Origin of the sequence: Leptotrichia hongkongensis (assembly GCF_007990635.1) — a bacterium.
GTDB lineage: Bacteria > Fusobacteriota > Fusobacteriia > Fusobacteriales > Leptotrichiaceae > Leptotrichia > Leptotrichia hongkongensis.
Map to the genome: position 1 here is coordinate 111221 of NZ_AP019846.1, position 25972 is coordinate 137192.

The 25972-nt window shown below is 31.6% G+C and carries 34 protein-coding genes; 32 read left to right on the top strand and 2 right to left on the bottom strand.

Going from position 1 to position 25972, the window contains the following annotated elements:
- Positions 1–164 precede the first annotated feature (164 nt).
- From FVE75_RS00525 to FVE75_RS00535, 3 genes are read left to right on the top strand one after another with little or no spacing between them, the layout of a single operon-like run.
- Positions 165–2099: an ABC-F family ATP-binding cassette domain-containing protein gene (locus tag FVE75_RS00525; RefSeq protein WP_147004742.1), complete on the top strand. Its 1935-nt coding sequence runs from the start codon at positions 165–167 to the stop codon at positions 2097–2099.
- Positions 2100–2153: 54 nt separating this feature from the next.
- Positions 2154–2852 carry a protein adenylyltransferase Fic gene (gene fic, locus FVE75_RS00530; protein ID WP_147004743.1) on the top strand — a complete coding sequence of 233 codons (699 nt, stop codon included), beginning with the start codon at positions 2154–2156 and terminating at the stop codon, positions 2850–2852.
- A 10-nt stretch (positions 2853–2862) separates the two neighbouring features.
- On the top strand, positions 2863–4518 hold the full coding sequence (locus tag FVE75_RS00535) for an SEL1-like repeat protein (RefSeq protein WP_147004744.1): 1656 nt from the start codon (positions 2863–2865) through the stop codon (positions 4516–4518).
- Positions 4519–4559: 41 nt separating this feature from the next.
- On the opposite strand, the gene FVE75_RS00540 is transcribed toward FVE75_RS00535, so the two are convergent.
- On the bottom strand, positions 4560–4985 hold the full coding sequence (locus tag FVE75_RS00540; protein WP_232052566.1) for a phosphatase PAP2 family protein: 426 nt from the start codon (positions 4983–4985) through the stop codon (positions 4560–4562).
- Between the two features lie 322 nt (positions 4986–5307).
- Here FVE75_RS00540 and FVE75_RS00545 point away from each other — a divergent pair, with 322 nt between their 5' ends.
- A complete protein-coding gene (locus FVE75_RS00545; protein ID WP_147004746.1) occupies positions 5308–5949 on the top strand; it encodes a hypothetical protein in 642 nt (213 codons plus the stop codon).
- An 80-nt stretch (positions 5950–6029) separates the two neighbouring features.
- Here FVE75_RS00545 and FVE75_RS00550 read toward each other — a convergent pair whose 3' ends face one another.
- Positions 6030–7505, bottom strand: coding sequence for a carbon starvation CstA family protein (locus tag FVE75_RS00550; protein ID WP_147004747.1), 1476 nt, complete (start codon positions 7503–7505; stop codon positions 6030–6032).
- A gap of 270 nt (positions 7506–7775) precedes the next feature.
- On the opposite strand from FVE75_RS00550, the gene FVE75_RS00555 reads away from it, so the two are divergent.
- The 28 genes from FVE75_RS00555 to FVE75_RS00690 all read left to right on the top strand — a co-directional run bounded on the left by FVE75_RS00555 (position 7776) and on the right by FVE75_RS00690 (position 25905).
- Entirely contained in the window at positions 7776–8489 is a 714-nt protein-coding gene (locus tag FVE75_RS00555) for an N-acetylmuramoyl-L-alanine amidase (protein ID WP_147004748.1), read from the top strand.
- A gap of 582 nt (positions 8490–9071) precedes the next feature.
- Positions 9072–9440 carry a 30S ribosomal protein S12 gene (gene rpsL / locus FVE75_RS00560; protein ID WP_006806098.1) on the top strand — a complete coding sequence of 123 codons (369 nt, stop codon included), beginning with the start codon at positions 9072–9074 and terminating at the stop codon, positions 9438–9440.
- Positions 9441–9472: 32 nt separating this feature from the next.
- Positions 9473–9943 carry a 30S ribosomal protein S7 gene (rpsG, locus tag FVE75_RS00565; RefSeq protein WP_021744579.1) on the top strand — a complete coding sequence of 157 codons (471 nt, stop codon included), beginning with the start codon at positions 9473–9475 and terminating at the stop codon, positions 9941–9943.
- Between the two features lie 156 nt (positions 9944–10099).
- On the top strand, positions 10100–12184 hold the full coding sequence (gene fusA, locus FVE75_RS00570) for an elongation factor G (RefSeq protein ID WP_147004749.1): 2085 nt from the start codon (positions 10100–10102) through the stop codon (positions 12182–12184).
- A gap of 72 nt (positions 12185–12256) precedes the next feature.
- Positions 12257–13441, top strand: coding sequence for an elongation factor Tu (gene tuf / locus FVE75_RS00575; RefSeq protein ID WP_026745237.1), 1185 nt, complete (start codon positions 12257–12259; stop codon positions 13439–13441).
- Positions 13442–13637: 196 nt separating this feature from the next.
- Entirely contained in the window at positions 13638–13943 is a 306-nt protein-coding gene (gene rpsJ, locus FVE75_RS00580) for a 30S ribosomal protein S10 (protein ID WP_012806349.1), read from the top strand.
- Between the two features lie 65 nt (positions 13944–14008).
- On the top strand, positions 14009–14635 hold the full coding sequence (gene rplC, locus FVE75_RS00585; RefSeq protein WP_021744147.1) for a 50S ribosomal protein L3: 627 nt from the start codon (positions 14009–14011) through the stop codon (positions 14633–14635).
- A gap of 21 nt (positions 14636–14656) precedes the next feature.
- Complete coding sequence (gene rplD, locus FVE75_RS00590; RefSeq protein ID WP_147004750.1) at positions 14657–15301, top strand: 50S ribosomal protein L4; 645 nt, start codon at positions 14657–14659, stop codon at positions 15299–15301.
- Positions 15301–15585: a 50S ribosomal protein L23 gene (gene rplW, locus FVE75_RS00595; RefSeq protein WP_021744149.1), complete on the top strand. Its 285-nt coding sequence runs from the start codon at positions 15301–15303 to the stop codon at positions 15583–15585. The genes rplD and rplW overlap by 1 nt, the downstream gene beginning before the upstream one ends.
- A gap of 185 nt (positions 15586–15770) precedes the next feature.
- Complete coding sequence (gene rplB / locus FVE75_RS00600; protein WP_147004751.1) at positions 15771–16598, top strand: 50S ribosomal protein L2; 828 nt, start codon at positions 15771–15773, stop codon at positions 16596–16598.
- A 215-nt stretch (positions 16599–16813) separates the two neighbouring features.
- The gene (gene rpsS / locus FVE75_RS00605) at positions 16814–17086 is read left to right on the top strand and encodes a 30S ribosomal protein S19 (RefSeq protein WP_021744152.1); all 273 of its coding nucleotides are present in this window, start codon (positions 16814–16816) and stop codon (positions 17084–17086) included.
- Between the two features lie 40 nt (positions 17087–17126).
- Positions 17127–17465, top strand: a complete 339-nt coding sequence (gene rplV, locus FVE75_RS00610) for a 50S ribosomal protein L22 (RefSeq protein WP_147004752.1) — start codon at positions 17127–17129, stop codon at positions 17463–17465.
- 25 nt (positions 17466–17490) lie between these two features.
- A complete protein-coding gene (gene rpsC / locus FVE75_RS00615) occupies positions 17491–18147 on the top strand; it encodes a 30S ribosomal protein S3 (RefSeq protein ID WP_147004753.1) in 657 nt (218 codons plus the stop codon).
- A 1-nt stretch (position 18148) separates the two neighbouring features.
- Positions 18149–18574, top strand: coding sequence for a 50S ribosomal protein L16 (gene rplP / locus FVE75_RS00620; protein WP_018451265.1), 426 nt, complete (start codon positions 18149–18151; stop codon positions 18572–18574).
- Positions 18574–18765, top strand: a complete 192-nt coding sequence (gene rpmC, locus FVE75_RS00625) for a 50S ribosomal protein L29 (RefSeq protein ID WP_006806082.1) — start codon at positions 18574–18576, stop codon at positions 18763–18765. Before rplP ends, rpmC begins: the two co-directional genes overlap by 1 nt.
- An 11-nt stretch (positions 18766–18776) precedes the next feature.
- Positions 18777–19037, top strand: coding sequence for a 30S ribosomal protein S17 (gene rpsQ, locus FVE75_RS00630; protein ID WP_018451266.1), 261 nt, complete (start codon positions 18777–18779; stop codon positions 19035–19037).
- Between the two features lie 95 nt (positions 19038–19132).
- Entirely contained in the window at positions 19133–19501 is a 369-nt protein-coding gene (rplN, locus tag FVE75_RS00635) for a 50S ribosomal protein L14 (RefSeq protein ID WP_021744156.1), read from the top strand.
- Between the two features lie 15 nt (positions 19502–19516).
- The gene (rplX, locus tag FVE75_RS00640; protein WP_147004754.1) at positions 19517–19900 is read left to right on the top strand and encodes a 50S ribosomal protein L24; all 384 of its coding nucleotides are present in this window, start codon (positions 19517–19519) and stop codon (positions 19898–19900) included.
- Positions 19901–19925: 25 nt separating this feature from the next.
- Positions 19926–20480: a 50S ribosomal protein L5 gene (rplE, locus tag FVE75_RS00645; protein ID WP_021744158.1), complete on the top strand. Its 555-nt coding sequence runs from the start codon at positions 19926–19928 to the stop codon at positions 20478–20480.
- 30 nt (positions 20481–20510) lie between these two features.
- Entirely contained in the window at positions 20511–20798 is a 288-nt protein-coding gene (rpsN, locus tag FVE75_RS00650) for a 30S ribosomal protein S14 (RefSeq protein WP_012806360.1), read from the top strand.
- A gap of 21 nt (positions 20799–20819) precedes the next feature.
- The gene (gene rpsH / locus FVE75_RS00655) at positions 20820–21215 is read left to right on the top strand and encodes a 30S ribosomal protein S8 (protein ID WP_006806076.1); all 396 of its coding nucleotides are present in this window, start codon (positions 20820–20822) and stop codon (positions 21213–21215) included.
- Between the two features lie 32 nt (positions 21216–21247).
- Entirely contained in the window at positions 21248–21781 is a 534-nt protein-coding gene (gene rplF, locus FVE75_RS00660) for a 50S ribosomal protein L6 (RefSeq protein WP_021744159.1), read from the top strand.
- 13 nt (positions 21782–21794) lie between these two features.
- Positions 21795–22157 (top strand): 50S ribosomal protein L18, encoded by a 363-nt coding sequence (rplR, locus tag FVE75_RS00665; RefSeq protein ID WP_147004755.1) that lies wholly within the window; start codon positions 21795–21797, stop codon positions 22155–22157.
- A gap of 18 nt (positions 22158–22175) precedes the next feature.
- The gene (gene rpsE, locus FVE75_RS00670; protein ID WP_021744161.1) at positions 22176–22685 is read left to right on the top strand and encodes a 30S ribosomal protein S5; all 510 of its coding nucleotides are present in this window, start codon (positions 22176–22178) and stop codon (positions 22683–22685) included.
- Between the two features lie 21 nt (positions 22686–22706).
- On the top strand, positions 22707–22886 hold the full coding sequence (rpmD, locus tag FVE75_RS00675) for a 50S ribosomal protein L30 (protein ID WP_006806072.1): 180 nt from the start codon (positions 22707–22709) through the stop codon (positions 22884–22886).
- 5 nt (positions 22887–22891) lie between these two features.
- The gene (gene rplO, locus FVE75_RS00680; RefSeq protein ID WP_147004756.1) at positions 22892–23506 is read left to right on the top strand and encodes a 50S ribosomal protein L15; all 615 of its coding nucleotides are present in this window, start codon (positions 22892–22894) and stop codon (positions 23504–23506) included.
- Positions 23507–23552: 46 nt separating this feature from the next.
- Complete coding sequence (secY, locus tag FVE75_RS00685; protein WP_147004757.1) at positions 23553–24860, top strand: preprotein translocase subunit SecY; 1308 nt, start codon at positions 23553–23555, stop codon at positions 24858–24860.
- 328 nt (positions 24861–25188) lie between these two features.
- Positions 25189–25905, top strand: coding sequence for a porin family protein (locus tag FVE75_RS00690; protein WP_147004758.1), 717 nt, complete (start codon positions 25189–25191; stop codon positions 25903–25905).
- Positions 25906–25972: the final 67 nt, after the last annotated feature.

Sequence of the window (25972 nt, forward strand, 5' to 3'; positions counted from 1 at the left end):
AAAGGCTTTGTTCTTTATTGAATGGAGTCTTTTTTTTTGTTGTATTTTATATGATTTCAAAAATTTCACAAACGTTGTAAACAAATATCAAAAATGATATAATTTAAAAATAAATTTAAATAAAAATAATTTGATAAATAACGAAGAAAAGGAAAGGAATTTTAATGAGTTTAGTTCAGTTTAACAAGGTATATAAGCAATTTGCGGGGGCATACATTTTGAGAGATGTTAATTTTACGATTGAAGAAAGAGATAAGATTGGGCTTGTAGGGGTAAATGGGGCTGGGAAGTCTACGATTATTAGGATGCTTTTGGGGGAAGAGCGGATTGATGGGAATGAGAATAATCTTAATGAGTTTGGGGAAATTGTGAAAAGTGGGGCTACAAAAATTGGGTATTTGTCACAGAATACAGAGTTTTCAGATGAAAAAAATACGATTTATGAGGAAATGATGACTATTTTTGAGGAAGAGAGAAAAATCTGGGATGAGATTCAGAAAGTTAATATGCTTTTAGGAACAGCGAACGAAGATGAAATGGAAAAGCTGATTAACAAATCTGCTGAACTTTCTTCTATTTACGAGGCAAAAAATGGTTATGAGATTGAATACAAGATTAAGCAGGTGCTTACAGGGCTTGAACTTACTGGGGAATACGAGAATTTGTTATTGCAGGATTTGAGCGGTGGGGAAAGAACACGTGTTTCACTTGCAAAATTGCTTTTATCTGAACCTGACTTGCTGATTCTGGACGAGCCAACAAACCATTTGGACTTGATTTCGATTGAGTGGCTTGAGGATTATTTGAAAAAGTATAATAAGGCGTTTTTGCTTGTTTCTCACGATAGAATATTTTTGGATAATGTCTGTACAAAAATTTTTGAGTTGGAAAATAAAAAATTACACAAGTATGATGGAAACTTTTCGTCGTTTATTCTTCAAAAAGAGATGATTTTGAAGGGGGAAATTAAGCGGTATGAGAAGGAACAGGAAAAAATTAAGAAAATGGAGGAATACATTGACAGATTTAGAGCTGGAATAAAGGCAAGGCAGGCGAAAGGACGACAAAAAATACTGGATAGAATTGAGAGAATGGAAGATCCTGTATTTAATCCGCAAAGAATGAGGCTAAAATTTGAAGCGGCTAAAATGAGTGGGGAAAATGTGCTGAAAGTTAGAAACTTATCTAAAAGCTTTGACGGAAAAAAAGTTTTGAATAATATAAATTTTGAGCTTTTCCGTGGAGAAAGAGTTGGGATTATTGGAAAAAATGGGATTGGAAAATCTACACTTCTAAAAATACTTTTGGATAAGTTGCCGAAGGATACAGGGGAAATTGAGTTTGGAACAAGGTTAAAAATCGGATATTATGATCAGAATCATCAGGAATTTTCACAGGAAAGCACAATTTTACAGGAAATAAACAATTCACTTGATTTAACAGAAGAATATTTGCGAACACTCGCAGGCGGATTTTTGTTTTCAGGTGACGATGTGCAGAAAAAAATCAGTATGCTAAGTGGTGGGGAAAGAGTCCGTGTGGCATTTTTGAAACTTTACATGGAAAAAGCCAACTTTCTGATTCTGGATGAGCCAACTAACCATCTGGATGTTTATTCCATCGAAGTGCTGGAGGATGCTTTGGAGGATTTTGACGGAACAATGCTAGTCGTTTCCCACAACCGACACTTTTTAGACACAATCTGCAACACAATTTACTGCCTTGACGAAAACGGACTTACAAAATTCAAAGGAAATTACGAAGACTACAAAGAAAGCTTAAAAACAGCAAAATCAGCTTCTCAAGGAACAAACCTCGAAACGAAGGAAGAGAAAAAGCTTTCATATCAGGAGCAGAAGGAACAGTCAAGAAAAATCGCAAAATTGAAACGTGATATTGAAAAACTGGAAAAGGAAATGGAAAAAATCACAGAAATGAGAGAAAACTTGAACGCAGAATACGAAAAAGCAGGAAAAGAAAACAATATGGAAAAACTGATGGAAGTGCAGGAAAAGCTCGACAGGCTGGAAGAAGAAGAGATGGAGAAAATGGAAGAGTGGGATGTGAAGAGTGGGGAGTTGGAAGAAATTGAAATATAAAAGATTTTTTTGGTTTGAAAGTGAAGAATAATTTTATGAAAGCAGGAAAAGCAAATGGCAAATAATAAATACAGCTGGGAAAACGAAAGTGATAAAATTTTAAAAAGGTTAGTTTTACAAGATGATGAAGAATTTTTGAGTAAAAAAAGGGCAAAAGAGTTATTTGATAATGGGATATTGAAAAAAATTCAAGTGGGAACTTTTGAAGGATTGAAGGAAATACATCGGTATTTGTTTCAAGAATGTTATGGAACTGTAGGAAAAATACGGGAACATGATATTCGGAAAGGCGATACTGTATTTTGTCGTGCCATGTATCTTGAAGATAATTTAAAGACAGTTTCTAAAATGCCTGAAAATAATTTTGAGGAAATAATTGAGAAATATGTTGAGATGAATATAATGCATCCGTTTTATGAGGGAAATGGGAGAGCTACTAGGATTTGGCTGGATCAGATGTTGATAAGAAGTCTTGGAATGTGTGTGAATTGGCAAAATATTAATAGAAATGATTATTTATCGGCAATGAAAAGAAGTGTGGTTAATGATTTGGAATTGAAATTTCTTTTGAAGGAGAATTTGACGGAAGATGTGGAAAGCAGAGATATATTTATGAATGGGATTAATCGGTCTTATGAATATGAAAATATGAGAAAATATGATGTGAAGGAACTGGAAGTTTCAAATAAATTGGAAGAATTAGCGAATAAAAAAGGAGAAAAGAGAAATAATAAGTTGAGATGGCAGGAGTAGAAGATAAAATATGGAAATATTAATATCGGTATTAATCGTAGTTATTGGAATTGTAATTTTGATAATAATGAATTTTAGAAATCGTAAAAAAATGGATGAATTTGATGACTTTTCGAGAGAAATGCAGGAAAGGGAAAAAAGAAAAAGAAAAGTTCGTGAAATTGAAAAATATGAAGCTGAAGAAAGAGCGAGTTTTAGCGAAAGTGCTTATGATGAAAATAGAATTTCTTCGGAAAGTGTACCTAAACAAAATGGAGAAAAAGCGAATATAGATAAATTTGGCGTGAAGATAGTTTCGTTGGATGATATTGTTACAGAAGATTATGGGAAAGATTTTATAGAATATGATAAAAAGGAAAGCGAGGAATATCAAGAAAATATTAGAACAGCGAATATATTTATAATGTCAGGATTTTTTGGAGAAGCAAGGGATAGAATAGTTGAATCCTTGAAATTCAGCCAAAGAGCAAATTACGAGCTTGGAAAGTATTACTATTATTGCGAGAAAGATAACCAAAGCGCTGTAAACGCATTAAATTTGGCATACAATTCAGGAATAAAGGAGGCTATGTATTACATAGGGATGATTGAAGAAGAATCGGGAAATGATGAAATTGCAAAAGGCTGGTATGTAGCAGATGCGGAAAATGGCGAAATTAATTCAATAATTAGGCTAGGAAAAATTGCTGAAGAAAAGAAGGATTATGAAGAATCTGAAAGTATTTATCTAAAAATTGTTGATACAAAAAATGCTGAATTAATATACAATCTTGTAAGAATTTACTTTAAGCAGAATAAAAGAGAAAAAATACTAGAATGGCAGGAAAAATTGTTAAATGAAAAGCAAATTATGGGATTGAATTCTGAAATAATCAAGAATATTGAATTTATGCTCGGAAATGAAAAAGACAGAAAATACGTGGAATTGATTAATCAAGGAAATGAACTTTTGGAAAAGAGAGATAAGGGAAATGCTCAAAAACGGTTTCTTGAAGCGGCACAATATAATGAAAGAGGATATTTGTCGCTTGCAAAATCATATTATGTTGCAGGCAATGGAGAAAAAGTCAAAGATATGTATGAAAAGGCTTATTCTTTAGGAGTGAAAGAGGCGGCTTATGAACTGGGGAAATATTTTGATATAGTTGAAGAAAATGAGAAAGAAGCTGAAAAATGGTATAAAATTGGGCAGGAAATGGGAGATGCAAAATCTATTTATAAACTTGGGATACTTTATGAATGCAGTAAGGAATTTGGAAAAAGTGAAGAGGAAGCATACAAGCTGTATGAAAAAGCCGCTAATATGAAATATGCTCCTGCAATTAGTGACATGATGTATTACAATAATAGACATGAAAATGGGAACAAATCAAAGGAATGGGCATTTAAAGTATTAAATGAAACAGGATTGATTGAACTTGGGAGAGAAGCAATAAGAAATGCACAGGATTTTCTGGAAGAAATGGGAGAATATACGGGTGATAAAATTTCAGAAAAAAATTATGAAATTGAATACGATAACGATTTGATATATTTTATAGAAAAAAATTCTAAAGGCAGAAATATAAAGGAAGAAACTTATGAAAGAAAAAAGTCAAATTTCTGGATGATATTTGGAATTATAATTTTTATACTGCGGCTGATTATAAAATGTTCGGAGTATTAGTTATGAAAAATAAATTTTTATACAAAAAAAGCTAGTAAATCCTAACTTTTCATCAAATTATTTTTCTTATTAAAAATTTTCTCCCCCAAAAATCCTGCAAATAGTCCAATAAGCAATCCAGCCAAAACATCACTTGGAAAATGTACAGTTAAGTATAGCCTTGAAAAGGCAATAATAATGCTTGTTATCAGCACAGCTGGAAAATATTTTTTTAAATGTTTGTAAAAAATATATACCATTGTAAAAGATGCTGAAGTATGTCCTGAAGGAAACGAAAAATCCTTCGGGGCTTTGACTAAAAGAATAATGTCAGATATTTCTGTAAAGGGTCTTGCTCTATGTGTGAGATTTTTCAAAATGACATTTACAATAATTGCATTTATAATCAATGAAATTATCGCTAAATATCCGATTTTTCGATATTTTTTATTAGAAAGCAGAAATAATGTTATTGCAATCCATACCAATCCGTGATTTCCTAAGTTGGTAAAAAATATTAGTATGTGGCTTAGGAGTTTGGAATTTAAGCTGTGCTGGAAATTGTAAAATTGTTTAATAATAAAAATATCAATATTTTGTATAAAGTTTAGCATTTTTTCTCCTAAATAATTTATTTTACAGATATTATATATTAAAAAACTTGAAAAATAAAGTAGGAATTATACTCAATCCACTTAAAAATGGAAATAAATATGTAAAAGTAATGAATTTTTATAAATACAGTCTGAATTTCTACTTTTGTTTTATACTAAAATTATTATATTTTTTAATAAGAAAGAAGGTATTGAAATGAAAAAAATAAATTTAATAATTTGGCTGATAAATTTTGGAATTGTGATTATTTCAAATGCTGCAACAAACAGCAAAAAAGGATGTTATATTCCGAAGGGTGAACTGACTTGCGTAACAGACATAACAACTGAAACTGGAAAGAAAAAATTAAATGAGATGAAAAAACAAAAATCAGAACTTTTTGAAAAATCACAAGAAAGTCTGAAAAATGGCAGATTTGGAAATAAAACTGTTGGATTTATTGATTTTCCGAGAGGATGGAAAATGTTTGTAGATGCAGATTCAGGTAAAACAACTATGCAAATTACAAGAGATGGGTTTGATATTTACACGCTTGATATAATTTATTTAAATAATAAAAATAATAATTTGATAGATTTAGTAGATGAAGTAGCAAAAAATCAATACAATGGACTTTTGAATGCTGGACATACAAGAGATAATCTTGAAATGAGAAATATTATAATAAATGGATATAAAGGTAAACAGGTAAAAGTTAAAAGAATTTCTGGAAAGAGCTGGATAAGTAACTATATTGGATATAATGGAAAGATTTATTTAATAAGTGTTGAAGGTTCACCTCAAAATGTAAATGAAATGCAAAAAAATGTCGAAAAAAGCTGGAATCCCTTGAAATAATAGAGAATATAAAAAACAGTCAAGCAAAGAATTCTGAATAAAACCTTGTTTGACTGTATTTTTTTGTTTATTTAATTATTTTATTTTGCAATGTGTAAATGTCCAGCGTGATGAGATTTTCCATGCAAATGATGTTTATAGTTAAATAATAATGCTGTACAGATAATTGTAACTACACTTGCGATTAATATTCCGTAAAATTCAATAGTGTGAACAGGCACATTCTTGAAAAATCTTACAAATCCTTCTGGAGCAATTACAATGTAGGTTGTAACAACCATTGTCATAAACATTGAAGGAATTAATGCGAATAAGAAAGGTTTTTCTTTCTTAACAAGCCATACTGTCGCAGTCCATAACGAAACTGCCGCCAAAGTTTGATTTGCCCATGCAAAGTATCTCCAGATAATGTTAAAATCAATAGTTGTTAAATAAATACCAACAACAAATAAAGGAATTGCGATTAAAAATCTATTTTTTATTGGAGATTGTTTAATTTTGAAAATATCAGCAATAATTAATCTTGAGCCTCTAAAGGCAGTATCTCCTGACGTAATTGGGCAGGCAACAACACCAAGCACAGCTAGAAAAGCTCCAAATACACCAAGCAACTGAACAGATGCCTTATTTACAACAACTGCGGGTGATCCAGCAGCGGCAAGTTCTTTAATTCCACCAAATACTGTCATTGCAGCGGCAGCCCAAACTAATGCAACAACACCTTCTGCAATCATTGCACCATAAAATACTTTTCTTCCTTCAGTCTCATTTTTTATACAACGTGCAACCATTGGAGACTGAGTAGCATGGAAACCGCTTACAGCACCGCAGGCAATTGAGATAAATAAGTAAGGGAACATTGATACTCCTTTAGGATGTGGATTTCCTTTAAAAATTTCAGTAATTTCGGGAATTGCAAAAGCACCTGTAAATTGTCCATAAATTAACATTCCTCCAATACCAATTGCCATAAACAGCAATGCAAAACCAAATATTGGATAAATTTTGGCAATAATTTTATCAAGTGGAAGGATTGTAGCCAAAATGTAGTAAGCGATGATAATGATTGTAAAAGTCATGGCACTCACACCTGGAATCAGATTGTGAAGGATATCAGCAGGTGATTTTATAAACACTACTCCAACTAAAAGAAGTAAAACAATTGAGAAAACTCTCATAATCTGCTGCATAACAACACCTAAATTTTGTCCCACAAGTTCACCAATACTGCTTCCCTTATCCCTAAGTGAAAGCATACCAATCAAGAAATCATGAACAGCTCCTCCAAATATGCATCCAAAGACAATCCATAAAAATGCAGCTGGACCCCATAAAGCCCCTGCAATAGCTCCAAATATAGGACCTGTTCCGGCAATATTCAGAAATTGAATCAAAAACGCTTTTGGAGTGCTGACTTCTACATAGTCGACACCATCGTAATATTCGATTGAAGGTGGCATTCTGTCAGGTTCTATTCCGAAAACTTTTTCTACAAATTTACTGTAAAATGCATAACCTGAAATAAGTGCGATAATCGCCAAAATAAAAGAAATCATAATAAAAACCTCCTATAATTTTAAATATTCATTTATTTATCATATAAAAATTTTTAAAATCATTCTACTAATATGATAGCCTGATTTTGCAAAAAAACAAGTGTATTTTTTAAAAAATTAACATAAATTTAAAAAAAGTTGTTGTCAATTTTATTGTTATGTGGTAGACTAAAATGATGGAGAACTTTAAAAGTAAAATTAAAAAGGAGAGTTAGAGGTTAGACATAAATATACTGATATTTTAGATTTCAAATTTTAGGAGGAAAAATAATGAAAAAAGGAATAAAAAAAATATTGTGTTTGGCAATAACAGGATTGATGATGGCATTTCCATTGAATGCGGCTGAAAAAAGCAATGAGTTAATCTGTATCGATCCAGGGCATCAACTTAAGGGAAACTCAGGACTTGAAGAAATTGGGCCTGGTTCGACTAAGAAAAAGCCTAAAGTATCATCTGGAACAAGAGGAGTGGCAACAAAAAAATACGAATACCAGCTTACACTTGAAGTTGGGCTAAAATTAAGAGATGCGTTGCAAAATAAAGGGTATAAAGTGTTCATGGTACGAGAGACTCATGATGTCAACATTAGTAATAAAGAACGTGCAATCAAGACAAATAACGCAGGATGCTCATTATACATAAGACTTCATGCTGACGGAATTAATAATTCCTCAACACAAGGGGCTTCGGTACTAACATCTTCATCAAAAAATCCGTACACAAAAAGTGTTCAAAAATCAAGCGACAAATTCTCACGTGACATATTATCAGAGTATGTAAAGGCAACAGGTGCTAAAAATCGTGGAGTTTCATACAGAGATGACTTGACAGGAACAAACTGGTCAAAAGTTACAAACACCTTGATTGAATTTGGATTTATGTCAAATCCAGAAGAAGACAGAAAAATGTCAACACCAGAATATCAGGAAAAGATGGTAACAGGAATGGTAAACGGTATTGAAAAATATATAAAAGAAAAATAATTTAAAATTTTAAATAAAGTGCTTTGAAGAAATTTGAAGCACTTTTTTTTGTATAAATTTATTGTAAAAATGAAAACAATAAATTAAAGGAGTAGTTTAAAATATTAAATTAGAAAATTGGAAGAGATATTCTATAAATCATAAATAATACAGCAAAAAAAACTTTTTGATATGTAAAAAATAGATTAAAATATGAAATTCAGAAAGAAAATTTAAAATATTTTTAAAATAAAAACTTCTTTGAAAAATTATTGAATAAAAATCTTTTATAGCCCTTGACAAAAGGGCTTTTATAGTATAAAATAGTTAGGTTAGAACTCATAACTAAATTTTAAAAAAATATATTATTTATAAAATAATATGTTTTGAAGTGAATTTTAGAGTAAATCGACATACTTAAAATAAGTATGCAGTTATGTTTGATAAAGTGATTTGCAAGAAAAGCAAAAAAATTAAAAACTTTGTCAAATGCAGCTTTATCAAATGTAGATTGAAGAAATGAGCTTTATAAAAAGTTTTAGTTTTGAAATATAACGCGAGAATAAATATATAAATCAAAGAAATTTGAGAGGAGGAAAACAGATGCCTACTATTAATCAATTAGTAAGATTTGGTAGAAGTACAACTGAGAAAAAGAAAAAATCACCTGCATTGAAAGGTAATCCACAAAAAAGAGGGGTTTGTGTAAGAGTATATACAACTACACCTAAAAAACCTAACTCAGCCTTAAGAAAGGTAGCAAGGGTTAAATTAGTAAATGGAATCGAAGTTACTGCTTATATTCCAGGAATCGGACACAACTTACAAGAACATAGTATCGTTCTTTTAAGAGGAGGAAGAACAAAAGATTTGCCGGGGGTTAGATATAAAATAATCAGAGGAGCATTGGATACAGCAGGAGTTGTAAACAGAAAACAAGGTAGATCAAGATATGGAGCTAAAAAAGGGTAATTAAATTTTAAAAAAGTAAGGAGGACAATTAAGTGTCAAGAAGAAGAAGAGCCGAAAGAAGAGATGTATTACCAGATTCTCAATTTAACGATAAAGTAGTAACTAAATTCATTAATGGATTAATGAAAGATGGAAAAAAATCATTAGCTGAAAATATTTTTTATACAGCATTGCAACAAATAACTGAAGAAACTCAAGAAGAAGGAATTGAAGTTTTCAGAAGAGCAATGGAAAATGTAAGACCTCAATTAGAAGTAAGATCTAGAAGAATCGGAGGGGCAACTTACCAAGTACCAGTTGAAGTAAGAAAAGAAAGACAGCAAACATTAGCAATTAGATGGTTAGTTAGATATACAAGAGAAAGAAAAGAATATGGAATGGTTGCTAAACTTAAAAAAGAATTAATTGCAGCTGCCAACAATGAAGGTGGATCAATTAAGAAAAAAGAAGATACATATAAAATGGCTGAAGCAAACAGAGCGTTCGCACATTACAAATGGTAATCTTATTTGCTTGAAGAAAATTATTAAGTATTCAAAAAAGGTTATATTTTTACAAAATTCATTTTTTCAGAACTGGATTTATAAAAATATTGTTTCAAATTTCAAATATACTTCTTAAATAAGAAGTAGCTTACAAAAATAAGGAGGAAAATTTAAATGGCAAGAAAAGTTGCTTTGAAAGATACTAGAAACATTGGTATCATGGCACATATAGACGCCGGAAAAACAACTACTACTGAAAGAATTTTGTTTTATACAGGTGTAAACCATAAAATCGGAGAAGTTCATGAAGGAGCTGCTACGATGGATTATATGGAACAAGAACAAGAAAGAGGGATCACAATTACATCAGCTGCAACAACAGCATTCTGGAATGGACATAGAATTAATATAATAGATACACCAGGCCACGTTGACTTTACAGTTGAGGTAGAAAGATCATTAAGAGTATTGGATGGAGCAGTTGCAGTATTCTCAGCAGTTGACGGAGTGCAACCTCAATCAGAAACAGTTTGGAGACAAGCTGACAAATATAACGTACCAAGAATGGCTTTCTTTAACAAAATGGATAGAGTCGGAGCAGACTTTAACATGTGTGTAAACGACATCAAAGAAAAATTAGGTGGAAATGGTGTGCCAATCCAATTGCCAATTGGTGCAGAAGATAATTTTGAAGGAATTATCGACTTGGTAACAATGAAAGAATACCTATTTAAAGATGAAACTATGGGAGCAGATTATGAAGTTGTTGATATTAGGGCAGAGTTGTTAGATGATGCTCAAACAGCAAGAGAACACATGATTGAATCTGTAGTTGAAACTGATGATGAATTGATGGAAAAATACTTTGGAGGAGAAGAAATCTCTGAAGAAGAAATCAAAAAAGCATTAAGAGCTGCGACAATCGAAGGAACTGTTGTACCTGTATTATGTGGAACAGCATTCAAAAATAAAGGGATTCAACCATTACTTGATGCAGTAGTTGCCTACATGCCATCACCACTAGACATTAATGGTGGAAAAATTAATGGAACTGATCCTAAAACCGAAGAGCCTATTCAAAGAGAAATGGGAGATGATGCTCCATTCTCAGCATTGGCATTTAAAATCATTACAGATCCATTTGTTGGAAGATTATCATTCTTTAGAGTTTATTCAGGAGTATTAGAAAAAGGATCTTATGTATTAAACTCAACTAAAGGCAAAAAAGAAAGAATGGGAAGATTGCTTCAAATGCACGCTAACAAAAGAGAAGAACTTGATATAGTTTACTCAGGAGATATAGCTGCGGCAGTTGGATTAAAAGATACTACAACAGGAGATACATTGTGTGCTGAAAATGCTCCAATTATCCTTGAAAAAATGGAATTCCCTGATACAGTTATCCAAATTGCAGTAGAACCAAAAACTAAAGCCGATCAGGAAAAAATGGGAACAGCTCTTGCAAAACTTGCAGAAGAAGATCCAACATTTAAAGTAACAACTAACCAAGAAACTGGACAAACACTTATTGCAGGAATGGGAGAGTTGCACTTGGAAATCATCGTAGACAGAATGAAACGTGAATTCAAAGTGGAAGCAAATGTTGGTAAACCACAAGTTGCTTATAGAGAAACAATCAATGGATTAGCAGATGTTGAAGAAAAATATGCAAAACAATCTGGAGGACGTGGACAATACGGACATGTTAAGATGAAAGTTGAAGCTAATCACGGAAAAGGTTACGAATTTATTAATGAAATTACTGGAGGAGCTATTCCAAGAGAATATATTCCAGCAGTAGATAAAGGGATTCAAGAAGCGTTAGAAGCAGGAGTTGTCGCAGGATACCCTGTTCAAGATATAAAAGTTACATTGTATGATGGATCTTACCATGAAGTCGATTCATCAGAAATGGCATTTAAAATAGCAGGTTCAATGGCAGTTAAAAAAGGACTTAGAGCCGCTAATCCGGTATTGTTGGAACCAATCTTCAAAGTAGAAGTTACTACTCCAGAAGAATACATGGGAGACGTAATTGGAGATTTGAACTCAAGACGTGGACAAGTTTCAGGAATGACTGACAGAAATAATGCAAAAATTATTAATGCAGAAGTACCTTTATCACAAATGTTCGGTTATGCAACTGATTTGAGATCAAAAACACAAGGAAGAGCATCTTACTCAATGGAATTTGAAAAATATGTAGAAGTTCCAAAAAACATTGCTCAACAAGTAATTGATGAAAGACAAGGAAAATAATAAAAATTTAAAATAACAATAAAAATCTTAAAAAAATTTAAAAATTAAAGAAATAATGGAGGAAAAATTAAAATGGCAAAAGCTAAATTCGAGAGAAGCAAACCACACGTAAACGTAGGAACAATAGGTCACGTTGACCACGGGAAAACAACAACGACAGCAGCAATTTCAAAAGTATTGGCTGAAAAAGGGCTAGCTGAAAAAGTTGATTTTGAAAACATTGACCAAGCGCCTGAAGAAAGAGAAAGAGGGATTACAATCAACACAGCTCACATTGAGTATGAAACAGAAAAAAGACACTATGCCCACGTTGACTGTCCAGGGCATGCGGACTACGTAAAAAACATGATTACAGGAGCAGCTCAAATGGATGGTGCTATCTTAGTAGTATCAGCAGCTGACGGTCCTATGCCTCAAACAAGAGAGCATATCCTACTTGCAAGACAGGTTGGAGTACCTTACATCGTAGTTTACTTGAACAAAGTTGACATGGTAGATGACGAAGAATTATTAGAACTAGTAGAAATGGAAGTAAGAGAATTACTTACAGAATACGGATTCCCTGGAGATGATGTACCAGTAATCAAAGGGTCTTCATTAGGAGCATTAAATGGAGAAGCTCAATGGGTAGACAGAATCATGGAATTAATGGATGCAGTTGATGACTACATTCCAACACCAGAAAGACCAGTAGACCAAGCATTCCTAATGCCGATTGAAGACGTGTTCACAATAACAGGAAGAGGAACAGTTGTAACAGGAAGAGTAGAAAGAGGAGTAATCAATGTTGGTGAAGAAGTAGAAATCGTAGGAATCAAGCCAACAACAAAAACTACTGTAACAGGAGTAGAAATGTTCAGAAAATTATTGGATTCAGGACAAGCTGGAGACAACATTGGAGCATTGTTAAGAGGAACTAAGAAAGAAGAAGTGGAAAGAGGACAAGTACTTGCAAAACCAGGAACAATCAATCCACATACAGGATTCAAGTCAGAAGTATACGTATTGACAAAAGATGAAGGAGGAAGACATACACCATTCTTCACAGGATACAAACCACAATTCTACTTCAGAACGACTGACATTACAGGAGAAGTAAACTTGCCAGAAGGTGTAGAAATGGTAATGCCTGGAGATAACATTGAAATGACAGTTGAACTAATTCACCCAATCGCAATGGAAGAAGGATTAAGATTTGCGATAAGAGAAGGTGGAAGAACAGTAGCTTCAGGAGTAGTAGCAACTATTACTAAATAGTTTTCTGTAAGGAACTTTCTTAAAGATAAAAAATAAAAATAATTATTGCAGATAATGAAAATATTTGTTATAATGATTAGAAATGTAATAGAAAAATAGTCCAAAAATATTAAATCAAAAAGAGAGATTAGGTTTTTATAATCTAATTTCTCTAGTTATTAAAATAATCAGGACAAAAAAAACAGGAGGAAAAACTTTGGATAAAATAAGAATATATTTACAATCTTATGATCACAAGCTGTTAGATCAATCTGCTAAAAAAATTGCAGAAGTAGCTAAGAAAAATGGTTCAGAATTAGCAGGACCACTTCCATTACCTACAAAAACTAAAAAATATACAGTTTTAAGATCAGTTCACGTAAATAAAGATTCAAGAGAACAATTTGAAATGAGAATTCACAGAAGATTTGTAGAAATCAAAAATTCAAATCAACAAATCGTAAATGCATTAGCATCATTAAACTTACCATCAGGTGTGGGAGTTGAAATTAAGCAATCGTAGGCTTAGTACAAGTTGGCTATTTCAAGAAAATTGTCAACCAATATATTAAGGAGGAAAAATAAAAAATGATATTAGGTAAAAAAATCGGAATGACTCAAATTTTTGAAGACGAAAAATTAATTCCAGTTACAGTAATTGAAGCAGGGACTAACTTCATTACACAAATTAAAACTGAAGAAAAAGAAGGATATAATGCTATCACATTAGCTTATGGAGATAAAAAAGAAAAAAACACTACTAAACCATTATTAGGTGTATTTAAAAAAGCAGGAGTTACTCCAAAAAGATTTCTTAAAGAATTTAAAGTAGCTAATCCAGCTGATTTTACATTGGGACAAGAAATTAAAGTAGATGTATTAGAAGGTATCGAATTCGTTGATATTTCTGGGACTTCAAAAGGTAAAGGAACTGCAGGAGTTATGAAAAGACATAACTTTGGTGGAAACAGAGCTTCACACGGGGTTTCAAGAAACCACAGACTTGGAGGTTCTAACGCAGGAGGAGCTGCATCAAACAGTAATGTGCCAAAAGGTAAAAAAATGGCTGGAAGATTGGGAGCTGAAAAAGTAACAGTTCAAAACTTACAAGTTATAAAATTTGATGTAGAAAACAATCTTTTATTAGTAAAAGGTGCTGTTCCAGGACCCAAAAATGGTTACTTAGTTATCAAAAAATCGGTAAAGAAATATTAATAGGAAAGAGAGGAGGATAACATGCCAGTTTTAAATATATATAAATTAGACGGTTCACAAGCAGGAACTATTGAAGTAAATAACGACATATTTGGAATTGAACCAAATAAACACGTAATGCACGAAGTTTTAGTAGCAGAATTAGCTGAAGCAAGACAAGGATCTGCCTCAACAAAAACAAGAGCAGAAGTAAGAGGTGGAGGAAGAAAACCTTTTAGACAAAAAGGAACAGGAAGAGCAAGACAAGGATCTACAAGAGCACCACACATGGTAGGTGGAGGAGTAGTTCACGGACCAAAACCAAGAAATTATGCTAAAAAAGTAAATAAAAAAGTTAGAAAATTAGCTTTAAAATCAGCTTTAGCAACAAAAATTAATGAAGGAAATGTAATTGTGCTAGATGATTTTGCATTAGAAACACCAAAAACAAAAACATTTATTAATTTTGCAAAAGCATTAAATTTTGATGGTGTAAAACAATTATATGTAACAAGTGATGACGCTGATAATATAGATAGAGATTATTTCTTATATTTATCAACAAGAAATATTGAAAAAGTTGCAGCAATAAATACAAGAGATTTAAGCATCTACTGGTTAATCAAACAAGATAAAGTAATTTTAACTAAAGAAGCTCTTGCAACTATCGAGGAGGTGCTAGCATAATGCATATTACTGATATTATCAAAAAACCTGTAATTAATACAGAAAAAGCAAGAAATTTATTAGAAAACAATGAATATGTTTTCATAGTAGATAGAAGAGCAAACAAACTTCAAATAAAAGATGCAGTTGAAAAACTATTCAATGTAAAAGTTGAAGGTGTAAATACTTTAAATATTAAACCAAAAAATAAAAGATTCAGAATGTCAATGTATAAGACAGCCGCTATCAAAAAAGCAGTTGTTAAATTGAAAGATGGAGAATCTATTACGGCTTACGAAGGATAATAAAATTATAGTACTTAATAATTTCAAAAAATCTCTTTAATATAAAGAGTAATTATATTTTTTGTGGAAATTATTCGATAAAAATGCTATAATAGATAAGTTATGTAAATTTGTAGAAATTATTCAGTTTTTTGAATGATTTAAGAAAATAAAAATGAGAAATAGGAAGAGAGGGAACATAAGTTATGCCAATAAAAAAATTAAAACCGATGACTAGTGGGACACGGCATATGTCGATATTAGTTAATAAGGACTTAGATAAAGTAAGACCTGAAAAATCTTTAGTTGAACCATTAAATTCATCTTATGGAATTGACAACTATGGACATAGAACAGGTAGAAACAGACATAAAGGACACAAAAGATTATATAGAGTAATTGACTGGAAAAGAAATAAAATTGGAGTGCCTGCAAAAGTTGCAACTCTTGAATATGATCCAAACAGAACTGCAAACATCGCATTGTTACACTATGTTGATGGAGAAAAAAGATATATTTTAGCTCCAAATGGACTTAAAAAAGGTGACATCGTATTAGCAGGAGAAGGTGCAGATATCAAACCTGGAAATGCACTAAAATTAAAAGACTTACCAGTAGGGACTGTTATTCATAATGTAGAACTTATGCCTGGTAAAGGTGGACAGTTAGCAAGATCAGCAGGAACAGCTGCAAGACTTGTTGCAAAAGAAGGAACTTACTGCCACGTCGAATTACCATCTGGAGAATTAAGACTTATTCATAAAGAATGTATGGCAACAGTTGGAACAGTAGGAAACTCTGAACATTCATTAGTATCATTAGGAAAAGCTGGAAGAAATAGACACTTAGGAAGAAAACCTCACGTTAGAGGATCTGTAATGAACCCTGTAGATCACCCACACGGAGGAGGAGAAGGAAGATCTCCAATAGGTAGAAAATCACCAGTTACACCTTGGGGTAAACCTACACTTGGTAAGAAAACTAGAGGTAAAAAACTTAGTGATAAATTTATTGTTAGAGGAAGAAAAAAATAATTGCTTAAAAGTTGAATTGATATCCCAAAATATATTAATGATATTTTTAAATAAAGAACGTAGAAATGGACTGTGCCAGTCAAATAAACACATAAAATATTTGAATGGAAATTTGGCTGAATATAAAAATATTGCTTAATACATTGAATTAAATATTAAAATGAGATGTATTGAGTAACATTTCTCGATTTAAAAAATGAAATAAGGAGGAAAGAATGTCTCGTTCATTAAAAAAAGGACCTTTTGTTGATGCGTATTTATTAGAAAAAATAGAAGCATTAGGAGGTAAAAAACAAGTTATTAAAACATGGTCTAGAAGATCAACTATATTCCCTCAATTTATTGGACATACTTTTGCAGTATATAACGGTAAAAAACATATTCCTGTATATGTAACTGAGGAAATGGTTGGACATAAGTTAGGTGAATTTGCGCCAACTAGAACTTTCTATGGACATGGAAAAGATGCTAAAAAAGGTAAAAAATAGAAATTAATATTTATAAATTAACGAAAGGAGAGGACTTTGAATGGCAGTAGTAGCTAAATTGAAATATCAAAGATTAAGCCCTCAAAAAGCAAGATTAGTTGCTGATATTGTAAGAGGAAAAAATGCACTGCAAGCATTGAATATATTAAAATTTACAAATAAAAAAGCAGCATTATATATAGAAAAAACATTAAGATCAGCAATTGCAAATGCTGAACATAATAATAATATGGATCCTGATAAACTGTTTGTATCAAAAATATTAATTGATAAAGGACCTGTATTAAAAAGAATCAGCCCAAGAGCAATGGGAAGAGCTGATGTTATTAGAAAACCGACAGCTCATATCACAGTAGAAGTTGATGAAAGAGAAGATTAATTCAGAAAAATAAGGAGGTAAGTCTGTGGGACAAAAAGTAGATCCTAGGGGGATAAGATTAGGAATCACAAGAACTTGGGATTCAAAATGGTTCGCTGAGGGGAAAGAATACGTAACAAATTTTCATGAAGATTTGAAAATAAAAAAATATATTAAGAAAAACTATTACCATGCAGGGATTTCTTCTATTCAAATAGAAAGAACATCACCTACAGAAGTAGCAGTTATTATAGAAACTGGAAAAGCTGGAATTTTAATTGGAAGAAAAGGTCAAGAAATTGAAGCTTTAAAAGTAAAATTAGAAAAATTAACTGGTAAAAGAGTACAAATTAAAGTACAAGAAATCAAAAATCCTAATAAAGATGCTCAATTAGTAGCAGAAAGTATTGCAACTGCAATTGAAAAAAGGGTTGCTTATAAAAGAGCGGTTCAACAAGCTATTCAAAGAGCAGAAAAAGCTGGGATTAAAGGAATTAAAGTTATGGTATCGGGAAGATTGAATGGTGCCGAAATTGCAAGAAGTGAATGGACACTTTCAGGAAGAGTACCACTACATACTTTAAGAGCAGATGTTGATTATGCAACAGCTACTGCACACACTACATACGGTGCTTTAGGATTAAAAGTATGGATATTTAATGGTGAAGTTCTTTCTACTACAAAGGAAGGAGAAAACGAATAATATGTTAATACCTAAAAGAACGAAATATAGAAAACAGTTCAGAGGAAAAATGGGTGGCGTAGCAACTAAAGGAAATAAAGTTGATTTTGGTGAATTTGGACTTGCCGCTAGAGAATTTGGTTGGATTACTTCAAGACAAATAGAAGCTTGTAGGGTAACAATTAATAGAACATTTAAAAGAGAAGGTAAAATTTGGATTAGAATATTCCCTGATAAACCTTATACAAAAAGACCTGAAGGAACAAGAATGGGTAAAGGTAAAGGTAATGCAGAAGGTTGGGTAGCAGTAGTTAAAAAGAATAAAATAATGTTTGAAGTTGGTGGAGTATCAGAAGAGAAAGCCAAGGAAGCATTAAGAAAAGCTGGACATAAACTACCTATAAAAGTTAAATTTGTAAGAAAAGAAGAAGTAGGTGGTGATAAGTAATGACAATTAACGAAATTAGAGAATTATCATTGGAAGAATTGGAAGTTAAAGTAAATGAATTGAAACAAGAATTGTTTAATTTAAAATTTCAAAAAACTCTTGGACAATTACAAAACACTGCTAAAATACGAGATGTTAAAAGAACAATAGCAAGACTAAAAACTGTTGTAACTGAAAAAACTGGTAAATAGGAGGATCAAGAGTGGAAAATAAAAGAAACGAAAGAAAAGTAAGAGAAGGAATCGTTGTTTCTAACAAAATGGATAAAACTGTAGTTGTTCTTGAAGAAACAATGAAATTACACAAACTTTATAAAAAGAGAGTAAAAACTTCTAAAAAATATAAAGCACATGATGAAAACAATGATTGTGGAATCGGAGATAAAGTGCAAATTATGGAAACTAGACCATTAAGTAAAGATAAAAGATGGAGAGTTGTTACAATCTTAGAAAGAGCTAAATAATTTAATCTTATTAAAAAAATTGCTTGATGTTTTATTTTCAATATTAAAACGGAAGAAGATAGTGTGAGTTAACATTTGAGAGGAGGAAATTTTAAATGGTTCAACAACAAACGATACTTAATGTTGCTGATAACACTGGAGCCAAAAAAATCATGGTTATTAGAGTATTAGGTGGATCAAGAAGAAGATTCGGTAAAATAGGAGACATCGTAGTAGCGAGTGTAAAAGAAGCTATACCAAATGGAAACGTAAAAAAAGGTGATGTAGTAAAAGCTGTAATCGTTAGAACTAGAAAAGAATTAAAAAGAGCAGACGGTTCATATATAAAATTTGATGATAATGCGGCTGTTATACTAAATACAGCATTAGAAGTAAGAGGAACAAGAATTTTTGGACCTGTAGCAAGAGAATTAAGAGCGAAAAACTTTATGAAAATAGTTTCTCTAGCACCAGAAGTATTATAGGAAGGAGAGTTAAACGTGGCTAAACCAAATTTAAAATCAGTACCTAAAAGATTACATGTTAAAACTGGAGATACAGTTATTGTGATTAGCGGTAGATCAAAAGATTTGTTGCGTAATGAAAAGAGTACACAAACTGGAGATAAAGGAAAAATTGGAAAAGTATTAAAAGTATTCCCTAAAACTGGAAAAATAATTGTTGAAGGTGTAAATATCAAAAAAAGACATATTAAGCCTAATGCAATGAACCCACAAGGCGAAGTTGTAGAAAGAGAAATGCCAATCTTCTCATCTAAAGTAATGCTTTGGGATGAAGGAGCAGGGAAACCTACAAGAATAAGAAGAGAAATAAGAGACGGTAAAAAAGTAAGAATATCAGTTGTATCTGGTAATGAAATATAATATTTTAGAGAGGAGGATGTCATAAATGGCTGAAAAATATATTCCAAGATTACAGAAATTATACAAAGATGAAATTGTTTCATCACTAATGAAAGAATTAAACTTATCTAACGTTATGCAAGTACCTAAACTTGATAAAATCGTAGTTAATATGGGGATTGGAGAAGCAGTAAGCAATTCTAAATTAATCGATACAGCAATTGCTGAATTATCACAAATTACAGGGCAACAGCCTGTACCAAGAGCAGCTAGAAAATCAGAAGCTGGATTTAAATTAAGAGAAGGACAAAAAATTGGAGCAAAAGTTACATTAAGAAAAGAAAAAATGTATGAATTCCTAGACAGATTAATTAGTATCACATTACCAAGGGTAAGAGATTTTGAAGGTGTTTCACCTAAAGGATTTGATGGAAGAGGGAACTATACATTAGGATTAAAAGAACAAATCGTATTCCCTGAAATCGAAATTGATAAAGTAGATAAAATCTTCGGATTAGGAATTACAATTGTATCTACAGCACAAAATGATGAGCAAGGAAGAGCTTTATTAAAAGCATTCGGAATGCCGTTTGCAAAATAGTATTATTTTGAAGGAGGTGTAATTTAATCAATGGCTAAAAAAGCAATGGTTGAAAGAAACTTAAAAAGACAAAAAACAGTTGATAAATATGCAGCTAAAAGAGCTGAATTAAAAGAAAGAGCTAAAAAAGGTGATAGAGAAGCAGTTTTAGAATTATCTAAATTACCAAGAAATGCTTCGCCTACAAGAGTTAGAAATAGATGTCAAATTAACGGAAGACCAAGAGGATATATGAGAGAATTTGGTATTTCAAGAGTTATGTTCAGACAATTAGCAGGAGAGGGAGTTATCCCAGGAGTAAAAAAATCAAGTTGGTAATTTTGAGAGGAGGAAGAATTAATGTATTTAACAGATCCTATTGCTGATATGCTTACTAGAATCAGAAACGGAAACATGGCTAAACATGCACAAGTTGCAGTACCATTTTCAAGAATTAAAGAAAGTATAGCAAATATATTAAAAAATGAAGGATATATAAACGGTTACGAAATTAAAGAAGAAGGAGCTATAAAAAATATAGTTGTTTCTTTAAAAACTGTAGATGGAGAAGCTGTAATTAAAGGATTGAAAAGAATTTCAAAACCTGGAAGAAGAGTTTACACATCTGTAGAAAATTTACCTAAAGTATTAGGTGGATTAGGAATTGCCATTGTCTCAACACCACAAGGTGTTATTACAGACAAGGAATGCAGAAAGCATAACGTTGGTGGAGAAGTTCTTTGCTACGTGTGGTAATTTACGCATTTTATAAATTAGGAGGATAAACAATGTCAAGAATAGGTAAGAAACCTATAACTATACCTGCTGGTGTTGAAGTTAAGCAGGATGGGAACACTTTTACTGTAAAAGGGCCAAAAGGACAATTAGTAAGAGAATTAAGCAGTGAAATTAAAGTAAATATTGATGGTAACGAAATTACATTTGAAAGACCAAATGATTTACCAAATATCAGAGCTCTTCATGGAACTACAAGAGCAAACTTAAACAATATGATTGTTGGAGTAAGTGAAGGATTTACTAGAGGATTAGAATTAGTCGGAGTAGGGTACAGAGTACAAGCTAGCGGAAAAGGATTAACTTTATCTTTAGGATATTCACATCCAGTTGAAATTGAAGCAGTAGAAGGAATCACTTTTAAAGTTGAAGGAAATACTAAAATTTCTGTTGAAGGAATTGACAAACAATTAGTTGGACAAGTTGCTGCAAACATCAGAGCTAAACGTCCACCTGAACCATATAAAGGAAAAGGTGTTAAATACGCTGATGAAGTAATCAGAAGAAAAGAAGGTAAGAAAGGATAGGAGGTAGATTTTAATGGTAAAAAAACTTGATAGAAATAAATTAAGACAAAAAAAACATAGAAGTATTAGAAGAAAAATCGTTGGAACTGCTGAAAGACCTAGACTTGCTGTGTATAGAAGTTTACAAAATATCTTTGTTCAAGTAATTGATGATACTACAGGAAATACTTTAGTTTCTGCGTCAACTATTGAAAAAGGTGCAAAAATTGAAAAAGGTTCAAATATTGAAGCAGCTAAACAAATAGGAGAAAGAATTGCTAAAAAAGCATTAGATAAAGGGATTACTGCTGTTGTATTCGACAGAGGAGGATACGTGTACACAGGAAGAGTTAAAGCTGTGGCAGATGCTGCAAGAGAAGCAGGATTAAAATTCTAAAGATAAGGAGGATTTATTTTGGCTAGAGATAGAGATAACAGAGAAAGAGAAAGTGAATATAAAGAAAGACTTTTAAGAATAAGCAGAGTTTCTAAAACTGTTAAAGGAGGAAGAAGAATTTCATTCTCAGTATTAGCAGCTGTTGGAGATGAAAAAGGAAAAGTAGGTATCGGTTTAGGAAAAGCTAACGGTGTACCTGATGCAATCAGAAAAGCCATCGCAAATGCTAAGAAAAACTTAGTAAATGTTTCATTAAAAGGTGGAACATTACCGCATGAGCAAATTGGTAAATATAATGCAACATCTGTATTATTGAAACCAGCTTCAAAAGGGACAGGAGTTATCGCTGGTTCAGCAACTAGGGAATTATTAGAGTTAGCAGGTGTAAAAGACGTGCTTACAAAAATTAGAGGTTCAAAAACTAAAGATAACGTTGCAAGAGCAACTTTAGAAGGATTAAAACAATTGCGTTCTCTTGAAGATGTAGCAAGACTTAGAGGAAAATCAGTTGAAGAAATTTTAGGATAATAAGGTTAGGAGGTAAAATTAATGTCTAAAGTAAAAGTAACGCTTGTAAAAGGAATTAATGGAAGAAAACCTAATCATGTTGCGACTGTAAAATCACTTGGATTAAGAAAAATCAGTCAAAGTGCAGTTCATAACAAAACTGCTGATATTGAAGGAAAAATTAAATTAGTTTCTTATTTACTTAAAGTAGAGGAGGTTTAGAATAGATGAATCTTAATGAATTAAGACCTGCTGCTGGATCGAAAAGAGAAAGAAGAAGAGTAGGAAGAGGACACGGAACTGGTTGGGGAAAAACAGCTGGTAAAGGTCACAATGGACAAAAACAAAGATCAGGTTCTTATGTATCACCTATATTTGAAGGTGGACAAATGCCTATTATTAGAAGAATCCCTAAAAGAGGATTTTCTAATTCACCATTTAAAAAAGATATAATAGCAATTACATTGGCTGATATCGTAGAAAAATTTAACGATGGAGATGTAGTTAGCTTACAAACATTAGTTGAAAATGGAATAATTAAAAACCCTAAATTTATAACAAAATATTCTGATGAAGCTTTGAGAAATGTAAAAGGTAGAAAAGCAGTAAAAGAATATTTAAATGCAAATATTGAATCTTATGTTAAAGAAAAAGATTTTACAAGTGTTTTAAAAATTATAGGGAATACAGAAGTTAACAAAAAATTAACTGTAAAAACACATAAAATTTCTAAGACAGCTAAAGAATTAATTGAAAAAGCTGGAGGAAGTGTAGAATTAGTAGAAATAAAATCATATTCAGCTAAAGCAGGAAATAATAAAAAAGAAGATGGGAATAAGTAAGATTTAATATCTTGCTTTTTCTTCATATACTAAAGGAGTGATAGAATTGACTCTAGCTGAAGCAGTAACAAGCAGGGTAAAAGCTATTTTTAATATACCCGAACTAGAAAAAAGAGTAACATTTACATTACTTATGATAATGGTTGCAAGAGTTGGAATTCATATAGCAGTTCCGGGAATTAATACAGAAGCTTTTAAAAATTTCCAGCAGGGAAATGCAATTGCTCAATTTTTAAACTTATTTTCGGGTGGAGCTGTTGAAAGAGCTTCAATTTTTGCTTTGGGAATTGTCCCATATATTAATGCTTCCATTGTGTTTCAATTGTTAGGAGTAATCTTTCCTAAAATAGATGAAATGCAAAAGGAAGGTGGAAAAGAACGTGATAAAATTACGCAATGGTCGAGATACGTAACGATTGTGCTGGCAGTGATTCAATCATTTGGAATTGCAGTATTAATGCAAAATCAAGGATTGGTTTTAGAACCAGGTCCTAAATTCATACTTAGTACTGTAGTTCTTATTACAGGTGGAACTTCGTTCTTAATGTGGATTTCTGAGAGAATTTCAATAAGAGGTATTGGAAACGGTACATCAATGTTAATTTTCTTAAATATTGTTGCAGGACTTCCATCTGTTATTAGTGCAATGTTTAATGGTTTACCTAGTGGAATGGGAAAAGTTCTATTAGTGTTATCAATCGTAGCATTTGTGGTATTTATTGCATTAATGGTAATTGTACAGCTTGCTGAAAGAAGAATTCCTATTCAATATGCAGGGAAAGGAAGTCTTGGATTTGGTGGAGGACAGAGTACTGTTGGAAAAAGAACATATTTACCATTAAAAATAAATATGTCTGGAGTAATGCCGATAATCTTTGCGTCAGTATTGATGGCAGCACCGCCGTTTTTAGTTTCAATGATGAAAGCTGGAAGTTTGAAAAACTTTTTGACAGCTCAGTTTGAACCAAAAGGTGTTTTATATCTATTATTATTTGCAATATTAATTACAGTATTTTCATTTTTCTATACGCTTACAATTGCTTTTGATCCTGATAAGGTTGCTGATGATTTGAAGCAAAGTGGAGGAACAATTCCTACAGTAAGGGCAGGAAGAGAAACTGCTGACTATTTAGAAAAAGTTGCAACAAGAGTAACATTTGGAAGTGCAATATTCTTATCATTATTAGGTATTATGCCAAATATTTGGTTTGGATATATTTTAAATCTTCCGGTAATGCTTGGAGGAACAAGTTTACTAATCTTAGTTGGAACAGCAGTAGAATTATTGTTACAAATAGATTCTTACCTAGCGGTTAAGCAAATGAAAGGATTTATAAACAGAAGAAATCGTTAAGAATAGTATAAATAAAATATTTTTGAAGTACACTTAATTGTGTACTTTTTTTATTTTTTTGGAAGGATTATTTATTGCGGTAAATATTTATTTTTGATAATCAAATTTGTAACAAAATTATCATAGAACAGACTAACTCTCTCTCTATATATATAGTTATCTATAGTTAAATAAATAAAAGTTCTGTCTATTAGTTGAAATTATATTTTAAAATTATTAATAATTATCAAAAAATCCCACAATAAATTTGTATATAAAAATATTCTTGAAATTTTAATTTATATATGGTATACTAATGAAGTAAATAAAAAATAATAGGAGGATTATTATGAAAAAATTAATTTTATCGATTTTTATGATTACAGCATTAGCTTCTTTTGCTGAAGGAAATACAGTTGATGTTAGAGCAGGATTTGATTTCAGTTCAAAAGCAAAAATCAAGGATGAAGATGGAAGTTTTGATTTATTAAAAAGAGGTTTTGAACTTGGTGCAGAATATAGAAGAAATCTAGGAACAGGATTTGAAGTTGGAGGAGGTATATTTTATAAGACAAACAGCTTTAAGAAAAATGCAGTAGGTGAACCAATTCTTGATGAAGATGGCTCAGAATTAAATATAACAAGTAAAAAATTCAATGCTCTTCCAATTTATGCAACTGCAAGATATAATTTTGCTACACCTTCAGAAGATATAGTTCCTTACGTAAAAGCTAATTTAGGATATTCAATAAATTCAGGAAAGCTAGAATCAAAATATGCTCAGAATACTACAGAATACCCTGATTCAGCTGGAAGGATAGATGAAAGTTATAAATTTAAAAATGGGTTGTATTATGGACTTGGTACAGGATTAAAATACAAAAATTTCTTTGTTGATTTGTCTTATAATGTAATTAGAAGTAAAGTTGAAAATACATATATGAGTTCAGTTTACCACACAAATGTTAATGGTGTTAAAGGTACAACATATGAATATGATAAATGGAATACGAAAGTTAATAACAAATTTGTTACATTAAGCTTTGGATACAGTTTCGGATTCTAATAAATAAAAAGATCTCTAATTTAGAACAATTTCTATTTTAGAGATTTTTTATTTACTATTCTTAATT